A 10,903-nucleotide genomic window follows, 5' to 3' on the forward strand; every position below is an offset into this window, starting at 1 on the left:
ACAGTACCCTCCGGACCAGCCTCACATAATGCAGCTGATGAATATAACGTCAGGCACACTGCTAAAGCGCTAAGCAGACTTTTAATTTGCATTTTCACACCCTCTATATAATACGGTTATATACCTTTTTTAGATAATATTAGTACAGTTAACAGTAATTGGTATTAATATACTGATATAGATTTCACAAATACGAATGATTTTTACAAAAGTTTTCTTCTACAAATTTTGTATCACTCCATATTTAAATAATATTCTTCTCTGCTATATAATAAATTTCACCTTTACATTTCTATATTCGTATTATTTATGATACGATCGTAAGAAAATTTAATTTCTGCAAAGCTTACATTTCAATCTTCAGTAAAATCAAAACAACTTTTTAACAAGTTTTTTATATTTTTATACTGGTATAAAAAAAATTATTATAATTATGTCGGGAGTCTAATTTGACAAAAAAATACATTTCTATAGCAATGGCATACGTAGGAGTTGTGATCGGAGCAGGACTTTCCTCTGGTCAGGACATTCTTCAGTATTTTCTAAGTTATGGAATCTCAGGAATAATAGGGGTTCTTGGATTAAGCCTTCTGCACATAATCTTTGGAAAAATCATCATCACCATAGGCTGTTATTTTCAGTCATCAAATCACCAGGAAGTACTTGAAAAAATTACCCATCCTGTTATTAACCGTCTTATAGATATATCCCTTATTATATCGAGTTTTATTGTTGGCTTTGTTATGTTTGCAGGAGCAGGAGCAAATCTTAGTCAGCAGTTCAGTCTGCCATTTTGGGTAGGAACATTAAGCTGCGCTTTACTGACAATCATTGTTGCCTTTATGGATTTTAAGAAAATAACTAAAGTCCTAGGGATCTTTACGCCCGTCATAATTATCATGATCCTAGCTATTTGTGCATATACCTTTATTGGAAAATCATATGACTATGTGGCATTGGACCGAGTTGCACAGACCATAAAATCACCACTGCCAAATATTACCCTTGCTGTGATTAACTATTACTCTCTATGCGCAATTTCAGCTGTATCAATGGCGTTTGTACTTGGGGGGTCTGTTGTCAGGATAGGTGTAGCTGAAAAAGGAGGTCTTTTAGGAGGAACAATCATTAGTTTCATTATCACCTGTGCTACAGTTACTCTTTATGCAAATATTGACAGCGTAAAAGATGCAGATATTCCAATGCTGCAAATTGTAAAAAATATAAGTCCTATATTTGCCTTTATATATTCTCTAACTATTTTTGCCCTTATCTTTAATACTGCATTCTCGCTGTTCTATGCTTTTGCAAAGCGTTTTGCAGGCAGGGATAAAAAGAAGCTCAGAAAAATTCTTTGCATAAGTGTCAGCATTGGTTTTGTACTAAGCTTCTGCGGATTCAAAAATCTTGTTACTTTTATGTATCCGATCCTAGGTTACATAGGAATGCTGCTTTTGGCAGTACTTCTCTTAACCTGGATTAAAGAAAAGAAAAATATCCTAACAGAAAAGCGAATTAGAAAAAAAATGATAAATCTTGCAGTCAAGAAATACGATGAAGACTTGGATTACACCAAAAAGGATAGAGAACTATTCCACAGTCTTGGAGAAAAATCTGTCGTAGATACAGAAGAGATCAAATCAGAAATAAAGAGTTTTGTAAAAGAAACCGGTACCGAGAATCTGAAACCTGCGGAACCGGAATCTTTAAATCAAATAAAAGATAAGAATGAATATTAACAAAATACTTTTTTTAGATGAGTTTCATAACCTGATATAAACTCATCTATCTTTGGATTCTTGATAACGTCATTGCAGACATAGGTAGGGAGCCCCTTCATTCCAACAAACTGCATAGCCTTATGCAGATGGAAATAAACTCCGTCTACTCCCTGCTCTTCAAAGAATTCTCCTTTTTCGGTAAAAGCCTCAATTGGAGCATTCCAGGTTACAGAGAACATATAGGATTTATCCTTTAAAAGGCCTCCTGTTCCGTAACCATGAGCAGGATCAACACGGTGACGACCATCGGAAGTTAAAAAGCGTCCGCCACCCTCAGTGAAAACCTCATCAATGTACTTCTTAACAATCCAAGGTTCTCCCATCCACCAGGCTGGCATCTGCCAAATCACGGCATCTGCCCACAGAAAGTTTTCAACCTGCTCTGATGGAACATAGCCTTTGTCAATTTCGCATTCGCGAACATCCTTACCTAAAGAAAGAAGCGTCTTCTTGGCGGTCTCATGCAGGGTTGAGTTCAGCTGTGCCTTTGAACTGCCAAAAACCTTACCGCCATTAATAAGAAAAATATTTTTCATAATATGTATCCTCTATCAGACTATAAAGACCCCTTCAGAATATTCAGCAGGTCCTCTCTGTCCAGAGGTCTGATGGCATCCTTGAAATCGCCGAACCAAATCTTGCGTACATGATCAGCCATTTCCTCAAAGTGAGAATCATCAATACCAACTTCAGAGAGTTTTGATGGCAGACCAATTTTCTTGAAGAAATCAGCTGTTAAATCAATAGCCTTCTTTGCATTTGACATTACATCATCCTTTGGATTCAGACCAAATACATTGACTCCGTAGTTAGCAAAGCGAGGAGCAGTCTTCTCATTCAGACTGTATCTCATCCATACAGGTGTCAGAATGGCAAGACCAACACCGTGAGTAATATCATAGAATGCAGAAAGCTCATGCTCAAGACCATGACATACCCAAGGAGAAGCCTCACGACCGATATTTAAAAGACCGCAGCAGCCAAAGGAGCTTGCCATCATGAGCTCTGCTCGAGCCTCATAGTTATCAGGCTCTGCAATAGCAACAGGAGCATTTTTGATTACAGTTCTCAGCATTGCCTCGCAGATACCGTCAGTTAAGGTATTACCCTGATTTACAATATAGGACTCAAAGGTATGAGACATAATATCTGCAGCGCCTGCAGCTGTCTGATTAGCAGGAACACTGAAGGTATAGGTTGGATCACAGATAGAGGCTACAGGCCACAGATTACCAAAGATAGGCATCTTCTCATGGGTTGCCTCGTTAGTAATAACACCTGAATTGTCATACTCGGAACCGGTTGCAGATAAAGTCAGAACAGAGAATAAAGGCAGAGTTTTGCCAATTTTTGAAGCATCAAGTACCAGGTCCCATGGATCACCATCGTAAAAAGCACCTGCAGCGATATTCTTTGAAGCATCAAGAACACTTCCGCCACCTACGGCAAGAATAAAATCTACCTTTTCTTTCTTTGCAATTTCAACACCTTTTCTGATAGAGGTGATTCTTGGATTAGGCTCAATACCGCTTAACTCAAATATCTCTGCCCCTTTATACAGTTCTTTAATCTTGTCGTAAATTCCGCTGCGCTTGATACTTCCTCCGCCATAGGTTAAAAGGATCTTGGAGCCATATGATTTGGTAATTTCTGGCAGCTCATCAATTCGTCCCTTACCAAAAACAAGACGGGTAGGAAGATATAAATCAAAATTAAACATGTTAACTCCTATATTAAGCACGCGTCAGCGACACAAGTCTGTAATTATCAGAGTTCTGCCAAAAGCAGACCTGATAAATAAACACAAAAACCAGAGGGTCGTATGCTCTTACAAAGCTCCGGGACAGTTACTGGGTATCAGATCGGTACCTCAGATACAATTCTTCGTTCTTCTAAATAATAACCTTATGCCCAAACTGTTTTTGCCAACTGAGTTGTCTTTCCTAAAAAAAGTCTCTAACACAAATACGGATTATTCGAAAAAAAACAGCAGAAGATTACTTTCAAAAAGCAGAAATACACCTAATTTATATAAAGACAAGTTATTAAATAAAGAAATGTAAATATCCGCTTTATTTAAAGTCAGAAAGATAATCTACCTGCTGCCAAAAAACATACATCAATCGAAGAGCACTGTAGCACTTAAAGCCCCTTCTTTTGACACCGAATAAGTACAATTAGAATAGAGTTTAATATTAAAAAAAGAAAGTACATACTTTTCTGTATTGTAATAACTAAAACGTGTATCTTATTGATAATTAAAAATAATATTATTTGAAAAAAAATAATAATTATCATTTATAAAGATTATCTCAGGAGGTAAACTAGAATACAGAAAAGTGATAGGTTATACTAATCTTAAAGAGAATAAAGCTTAAATATGGGATTTTATGACGACTGCTACAGATAATAAAAACACAATGGCCTTCCTGTATAAGGGAAGGAAATACCGCTGCTCACTTGAACTGGCAATGGAAGTGATTGGAGGAAAATGGAAGAGTCTTCTGATTTTTCATCTACGCAAAGGAGCCATGCGCTCATCGGCACTGCAGCACTCGCTCACAGATATATCCAACAAGATGTTCACTCAAAGCATACGAGAGCTTGAAGCTGACGGGATTGTCAAAAGAGAAATCTTTCCGGTTATTCCCCCTAAGGTTGAATACTCTCTTACAGAAAAAGGAAAAACCCTGGTGCCAATCATAGAAAACCTGGCCAGATGGGCAATTTCCATCTGTGATGAGGTAGATCCTGAGAAAATAAAAGAATGTATAGGTTCAACTGAAAATGATTTAACTTCAGAAAAAACAAATAACAGACAAGAGTGAACTCATTCAGACTTAATCTGCTATCTGGATTTTTTTAGATATCTGAAAAGATAATAGGCAGCTGGTTTAGCACTGGCTTTTGTAATAGCATAGCCAGCCTTTTGAGCTGAACGCAGAGCCTTAACATTAGAGAAAGGAGCCAAAGTCGAGAGACCGCACAGACATCCGTTATCGTAGCAGGAGGCAGAGTATTTGCGAAGCCTTCCCGCAATCCCCTGATCCTGATATGAAGGAGAAACCCCCACATAAAGTTCATGCAGGATATTGTCATTCATCTCAGAAGGCTCGAACATAAACATATCATAAGCCACAATCTCCCCTTTCTCATCAGTTGCAACACTGATTAGTTCTGAAGCCCTATTTCTGTACAGCATTAAAAGCCATTCCAAAAAAGGACGAGAATATAGAGAATTATGTAGAGCAACAATCTTTTTAAGATCATCTCGCTTTCCCCTTCTGAAAATGAGCTTGTCATTTATTACCAAATCTGCTCTTAGGTGTCTGGCCTTAAAAAGGTTCAGAATGACTATTTTTAAATGTGTAAAGTATTCTGTTAGGTCGTGAATAATTTGCATTGTTTTCCTGTATAGAGTTCTCATAATTGCAAAATAACAAATCAAGAAAAACCGAAAAAGAATTATATTCTAATTATGTGAAAACAGTTATTCCATAATTATTATAAATCGGAGCTTATATGAGACTGATTACAAAAGCCACGCTACTAGGACTGACGCTATTTTCAGCCAGCGTTTTCGCATCTGGGCAAAAGACACTAAAGGTTGGAATTGAAGATTCTATTGCTCCGTTCGAATTCAGAGAAAAAGGCTCTACAGAAGTAATCGGTTTTGATGTTGATATTATCAAGGCAATAGCAAAGGAACAGGGATTTGCCGTCGAAATTACCAATATGCCTTTTGATGCCCTTCTTCCTTCTGTTCTAACCGAACAGGTTGATGTGGCTATTTCCAGTTATTCAATAACCGAGGAAAGGGCTCAGATTGTAAAGCTAGAACCTTACTATGATTCAGGACTTGGAGTTCTGGTTCGCACTGATCTTCTAAAAGATATTCACAGCAGCTATGATCTGCAGGGCAGAACCATCTGTGCTAAAAGTGGTACCACCGGTTCATATTTTGCTGAGAATATAAAAAAATCAAAAACTAAAAATTACCTGACAGAAATTGAAGCCTTTATGTCAATTGATAAAGGGGAATGCGATGTAGTAATTATCGACAAACCAGTGCTTGAATACTATCACGTAAGAAGCCATGACGATAAGACAGCAGTGCTGAAGGACAAACTGACATTTGAACAGTACGGTATAGTTACATCCAAAAACAAAGGCGAAATCTCGGACAATATTGCAGAAGGTCTAAAGAAGATCAGAAAGAACGGTATTTACGATCAGATTTACCGTAAATGGTTCGAAAACACCTCAAACAAATAGTTTTAATTGACAAAAAAAGTTCAGCCTTAGCCTCTAGCTAAGGCTTTTTGTTGCCCGTAAACTGTCTTACAAAAAGCTTATTTCTCAATTTCTGTTATTAAAACCAATCTTTAATTTTCAGAATATTGAATCAGCTAGCAAATTTGAAATTACTATTTTGCGTTAGCTATTACTAATTAGATATAGTGACTTTATAGATCTCAACCTTCTGTGAGGGACCTTATTATGAATATACTAAAAAAATTTTCTCTGCTACTAATCTGCGCCATATCCACGTTTTCATATGCTGATGAAGGTAAACTCGTAATCGGAGTTGAAGCCTCCCGAGAACCATTCGTTTATTTGAATAATCAAGGAAAAGTTGAAGGTTTTGAGGTTGATCTGCTAACAGCTATTGCAAAGGAAAACGGCATGGAAATCGAGTTTTCTGATATGCCGTTTGATGCACTGCTTCCATCTGTACTCACAGAAGTTGCTGATGCAGCAATTTCCTGTATAGCAATTACCGAAGAACGTCAACTTATTGTGGATTTTGTAGGTCCATACTACGAGGCAGGTCTAAACGCAATGATACGCAACGATCTGAAAAACACCATCAAAAACAGTTATGATCTAAATGGCAGAAAGATCTGCGTGGTAACAGGCACAACCTGTGAAGAATATGCTTCCTCACGTGAAGGCTCAGAACTAATGAAGTTCGCCTCAGAGAAGGAGAGTTTTGATGCCATCGAGCATAATCAATGCGATCTGCTGATAACAGATGCACCTGTGATCGAATACTCATACATGAAACATAGTCCAGACAGGTATTACAAATTCAATAAAAATCTGACCATTGAAGAGTTCGGTATTATGACATCCAAACTAAGACCAGAAGTAAAGGAAAAGATTGCCTTAGGACTAAAAAAATTAGAGCAGAACGGAGAATATGACAAACTTTACAAAAAATGGTTCGGAAGTCATTCTACATAAAGTTTAAGGAATCCCTGATAGATAAGGTAAAAAAAACGCAGTCGCAAACGCAAACATTAGAGAGTCTGATGACTCTCTTTTTTTATTTTTGATTAAAAGCAAAATTTCACATTAATTTCCTGCAAATTGGTCCTTTCCTAGCAATTTTTTTTTGTTACTTCCATTTATATTAGCTATATTTAACTTAGCGGTAAAAATTCTTGGAGTACATATGAAATCAATCAGAAGCGTTGCTCTGGCTTTAGCAATGGCTTTATCCTTTAATGTTTATGCTGACGATGATGAGCTTGTAGTTGGTATTGAAGCAAGTAGTGAGCCTTTTGTAATCATTGATCCTAAAACCCATGATTATATTGGTTATGATATTGATCTGATCAAGGCGGTAGCTAAGGAAGCCGGCTACAAGAGCATAAAATTCCACGATATGCCTTTTGATGCCATGTTCGCAGATGTTCTGGTAGAACAGGTGGACTGTGCTATTTCAATGATTACCATCACCGAAGAACGCGCTCAGATCTGGGACTTTGTTGGTCCTTACTTCGATACCGGTCTTGATATTCTATTAAACAAGAAATACCAGGGAGAATTCAAGAGAGATACAGATCTGCATGATGTAACCATCTGTGCAAAGACCTCTTCCACCTGTGAAGCCTACGCGCTGGGAATGCCTGATATCAAAGTGCTCTCACTGGATTCGGAAAGAAAGCTTTTTGAAGCCGCAAAAGAGGGCAAGTGTGACGGTGTAATAACCAATGAACCGATCCTGCAGTATTTTTTGAAGGTAAGTGCTGATAGAGATAAGTTCTACCGTTTGGGCAAGAAACTGACCTTTGCTCAGTTTGGAATTATGACATCCAAAAATCGTCCTGATGTTTCTGAACGAATTTCAAAGGCTCTGGAAAAAGTAAAAACCACACCTTATTTTCAGGAAATCTACCATAAATGGTTTGAATAAAAGCAAAACCAAAATTATTAAGCTCAAAGGTCTCCTCAGCGAGACCTTTTAATTTTATTAAGCCTCAAAAGCTCTATCCTATAGCTTTTTTTGATCTGATACAGTGCAAAAATCAAATTAAATGTAATTTTACTTCTCCATATGTAAACTAGACTAAACATTTTGGAGGACTTATGAAATTTTACAAATCTTTATGTCTGCTAGGCCTGATGGCTTTTTCATCTTACAGTTCAAATTCATTTGCAGAGGAAAAAACTCTAAACGTAGTAACCGAGCCTACCTTTGCCCCATTCGAGTTTGTCGATAAGGGATCTTCAGCTTTGATTGGTTTTGATATTGATATTATCAATGCTATAGGTGAAGTTGAAGGCTACAAGATGAACGTATCAAGCATGTCCTTTGACGGTCAGATCCCTGCAATTATCACACAGCAGGTTGATATTGCAATTTCTGGTTTCACAATTACCAAAGAAAGAGCTCAGAAGGTTAACTTCTCCGAGCCATACTATGATGCCGGTTTAGGAATACTAATCACAAAGAACAACAGTGGTGAGATCAAGACTAAGGAAGATTTAAAGGGTAAGACCATCTGCGCTCAGCTGGGAACTTCTGGAGCAATGTATGCAGAAAAGGTTGAAGGTTCAACTGTAAGTCAGTTTAACAGCACTGCAGATGCATTCTTAGAGATGGAAAAAGGTTCTTGCAGCGCAGTAGTTACAGATAAGCCTGTCATCGAATACTATCTTGCAACCACCAATAAGGACAATCTTGTAATGCTCCCTGAGCAGCTTACCGTAGAACAATACGGTATCGTAACCTCAAAGAACAGACAAGACCTTACCGATATGATTGCTTCTGGTCTAAAGAAGATTCGTGAAAACGGTACTTACGACAAGATCTATCAGAAGTGGTTCGGAAACGCCGCCAAGTAATTATTTACAAAAACAATAAATCATAAAAAAAAGAGGCAATTGCCTCTTTTTTGTATTTATAAGCAGTACTGATTAAATCTCAAACTTACTTACAATCTTCAAGAGATTTTCAATTTCACTGTTGGTATTGAGAATGTTCTTCTCAACCATCTCAACCTGCTCTGCAAGTCTGTAGGAGCCGTCTGTAATCCCCTTCATATTTGTGGAGATTTCAGAAGTAGCAGTTGTCTGTTCTTCTGCTGCTGTGGAAATCTGATTGATCTGAGAATTAACCTCGCGAACCTTCTCTGTAACCTCATTCAAAACTGTATGCATTTTGCCGGTTTCCAGAGAAATCTGATCCATAACCTCAACAGACTGCTGCATAGCATCGTTGGCAACCTTGGCATCAGACTGAACCTGCATAACCATCTTGGTGATTTCCTGAGTTGACTTAGAAGTCCTTGAGGAAAGAGCTCGAACTTCATCAGCAACAACAGCGAATCCCTTTCCGGCTTCTCCAGCACGAGCTGCTTCAATGGCGGCATTAAGTGCTAACAGGTTGGTCTGAGACGCAATATCCTCAATGGTCAGAGTGATAGTTCCAATCTTCTGAGCAGTCTCTGCCAACTGCTGAACCAAAATTGCATCCTTCTTGGACTTTTCAACCTGCTGATTCAGCTTGTTCATTGTTTCCTCAACACGGCTGATTCCAAGAGTGGTGCTCTGAGAGGAATCCTCTGCAGTCATAGTTGCATGTTCACAATTCTTGGCAATATCACCCGTGGTAGAAACCATCTGTTCTGAGGCTGCTGCAACCGTTAAGGCCTGACTCTGATTTTCCTTGGCGGTACTGCTCATGACGTTAGCAGATGAAGTAATATCTGACATATTATGATTGATATTAGAGCTTACACTCTGAATACTTTCAACACTTTGCACCCATGACTGACGCATCTGCTCCAAAGCAAGCATAAGTGGTTTGAATTCATCCTTACGCTTGGTTTCAATGGTTTTGTTAAGCTTACCTGCAGCAAGAACCTTGGAAATCTCAATAATGGTCTCAATACTGCTGATAATTATCTTTGGCATGTAGAAAATAATGATAATAGCCAGGATGACCACGCAAATGGTAATTGCAGCAACAGTATAAATACCGCTAGTATCATTGATTGTGGCGACACTTTCATTTGCCGCTTTAATCTGATAGCCATTAACCTTAACGACATTATTCTGGATTACAATGTACTGTGGAATCATTGCCGAGGTGTGGAAAGATAGAGCCTGAGATCTTCTCATCTGTAAAAGTGCAGGAATAATCTTGTTATCCAATATATCAAGATATTCTTTAGTAGCGGCCTTTACTGCACCAATCTCCTTAGGATAACGAGCCATCTGCAGAGCATCAGCCGCATCCTTCATACCTTTCGAGTTCTTCTGCAGTTCAGGAATAATCTCTGAGGCATTGCCACCTTTGGTTAGCTGTTCAAGCAAGTCTTCAATGCGTGCAGCATAATCAGCTGTTCTTCTGGTTCGGCCATATCGTTCATTCAGCGTTGTATGAACAAACGATGCCACATCATGACTTTTGGTCATGCTGCCCAAAGCAGACCATGAAACCACAAGAGTAGCCAGAATCATTATCACATAGCTGATTATCAGCTTACTTCTTATAGAAAATTTATCTAAAAAACTCATAATCTGAAAATTCCTTAAAAGACAATTCTCAAAAACTTACTGTTCTTATGCTTTCTTTTTTTTAAAAAAAGAAATATTACAGCCACCCAATTTGAATTTTAATAAACTTGATTCAAACAAAATTAGAGCGATTCATAATAATTGAAAAATATTCATTTCTAAATTGAATTATGTGAAGTGAAGAAAAAGACAAACAGTGTTATAATTAGGCTTTTATCAGACATATAACAATAAAGGATTCAGCTTTCAGCGCTGAAAATAAAAAATGAGGATAGGTTTTATTGGAGCAGGAAAAGTTGGATGCTCTCTTG

Annotated in this window: 10 protein-coding genes; 6 read left to right on the plus strand and 4 right to left on the minus strand. The window is 37.9% G+C overall.

What is annotated here, in order from left to right; all coding sequences use genetic code 11:
* Positions 1-449 precede the first annotated feature (449 nt).
* A complete protein-coding gene (locus tag QZU45_RS08985; protein WP_295354370.1) occupies positions 450-1,739 on the plus strand; it encodes a hypothetical protein in 1,290 nt (429 codons plus the stop codon).
* Here QZU45_RS08985 and QZU45_RS08990 read toward each other — a convergent pair.
* Complete coding sequence (locus QZU45_RS08990; protein WP_295354372.1) at positions 1,736-2,317, minus strand: NAD(P)H-dependent oxidoreductase; 582 nt, start codon at positions 2,315-2,317, stop codon at positions 1,736-1,738. The two genes, QZU45_RS08985 and QZU45_RS08990, sit on opposite strands and share 4 nt — an antisense overlap.
* Positions 2,318-2,337: 20 nt before the next feature.
* Positions 2,338-3,501 (minus strand): iron-containing alcohol dehydrogenase, encoded by a 1,164-nt coding sequence (locus QZU45_RS08995; RefSeq protein WP_295354375.1) that lies wholly within the window; start codon positions 3,499-3,501, stop codon positions 2,338-2,340.
* A 670-nt stretch (positions 3,502-4,171) separates the two neighbouring features.
* Here QZU45_RS08995 and QZU45_RS09000 point away from each other — a divergent pair.
* Positions 4,172-4,609: a helix-turn-helix domain-containing protein gene (locus QZU45_RS09000; RefSeq protein ID WP_295354378.1), complete on the plus strand. Its 438-nt coding sequence runs from the start codon at positions 4,172-4,174 to the stop codon at positions 4,607-4,609.
* Between the two features lie 20 nt (positions 4,610-4,629).
* Here QZU45_RS09000 and QZU45_RS09005 read toward each other — a convergent pair whose 3' ends face one another.
* Entirely contained in the window at positions 4,630-5,184 is a 555-nt protein-coding gene (locus QZU45_RS09005; protein WP_295354380.1) for a GNAT family N-acetyltransferase, read from the minus strand.
* Positions 5,185-5,303: 119 nt separating this feature from the next.
* On the opposite strand from QZU45_RS09005, the gene QZU45_RS09010 reads away from it, so the two are divergent.
* The 4 genes from QZU45_RS09010 (at position 5,304) to QZU45_RS09025 (ending at position 8,915) form a co-directional block, all read left to right on the plus strand.
* A complete protein-coding gene (locus QZU45_RS09010; protein ID WP_295354383.1) occupies positions 5,304-6,056 on the plus strand; it encodes a transporter substrate-binding domain-containing protein in 753 nt (250 codons plus the stop codon).
* A 225-nt stretch (positions 6,057-6,281) separates the two neighbouring features.
* A complete protein-coding gene (locus tag QZU45_RS09015; protein ID WP_295354386.1) occupies positions 6,282-7,028 on the plus strand; it encodes a transporter substrate-binding domain-containing protein in 747 nt (248 codons plus the stop codon).
* Positions 7,029-7,239: 211 nt separating this feature from the next.
* Positions 7,240-7,983, plus strand: a complete 744-nt coding sequence (locus tag QZU45_RS09020; RefSeq protein ID WP_295354389.1) for a transporter substrate-binding domain-containing protein — start codon at positions 7,240-7,242, stop codon at positions 7,981-7,983.
* Between the two features lie 173 nt (positions 7,984-8,156).
* Positions 8,157-8,915, plus strand: a complete 759-nt coding sequence (locus QZU45_RS09025) for a basic amino acid ABC transporter substrate-binding protein (RefSeq protein ID WP_295354392.1) — start codon at positions 8,157-8,159, stop codon at positions 8,913-8,915.
* A gap of 72 nt (positions 8,916-8,987) precedes the next feature.
* On the opposite strand, the gene QZU45_RS09030 is transcribed toward QZU45_RS09025, so the two are convergent.
* The gene (locus tag QZU45_RS09030; protein ID WP_295354394.1) at positions 8,988-10,592 is read right to left on the minus strand and encodes a methyl-accepting chemotaxis protein; all 1,605 of its coding nucleotides are present in this window, start codon (positions 10,590-10,592) and stop codon (positions 8,988-8,990) included.
* Between the last annotated feature and the right edge of the window lie 311 nt (positions 10,593-10,903).

This window comes from uncultured Succinivibrio sp. (assembly GCF_902756765.1).
In the GTDB taxonomy this organism is placed as follows: Bacteria; Pseudomonadota; Gammaproteobacteria; order Enterobacterales; family Succinivibrionaceae; genus Succinivibrio.

Excerpts from the sequence above, each read along its gene's own strand:
- QZU45_RS08990 (WP_295354372.1), bottom strand. The coding sequence starts at position 2,317 with ATGAAAAATATTTTTCTTATTAATGGCGGTAAGGTTTTTGGCAGTTCA.
- QZU45_RS08995 (WP_295354375.1), bottom strand. The coding sequence starts at position 3,501 with ATGTTTAATTTTGATTTATATCTTCCTACCCGTCTTGTTTTTGGTAAG.
- QZU45_RS09000 (WP_295354378.1), top strand. The coding sequence starts at position 4,172 with ATGACGACTGCTACAGATAATAAAAACACAATGGCCTTCCTGTATAAG.
- QZU45_RS09005 (WP_295354380.1), bottom strand. The coding sequence starts at position 5,184 with ATGCAAATTATTCACGACCTAACAGAATACTTTACACATTTAAAAATA.
- QZU45_RS09010 (WP_295354383.1), top strand. The coding sequence starts at position 5,304 with ATGAGACTGATTACAAAAGCCACGCTACTAGGACTGACGCTATTTTCA.
- QZU45_RS09015 (WP_295354386.1), top strand. The coding sequence starts at position 6,282 with ATGAATATACTAAAAAAATTTTCTCTGCTACTAATCTGCGCCATATCC.
- QZU45_RS09020 (WP_295354389.1), top strand. The coding sequence starts at position 7,240 with ATGAAATCAATCAGAAGCGTTGCTCTGGCTTTAGCAATGGCTTTATCC.
- QZU45_RS09025 (WP_295354392.1), top strand. The coding sequence starts at position 8,157 with ATGAAATTTTACAAATCTTTATGTCTGCTAGGCCTGATGGCTTTTTCA.
- QZU45_RS09030 (WP_295354394.1), bottom strand. The coding sequence starts at position 10,592 with ATGAGTTTTTTAGATAAATTTTCTATAAGAAGTAAGCTGATAATCAGC.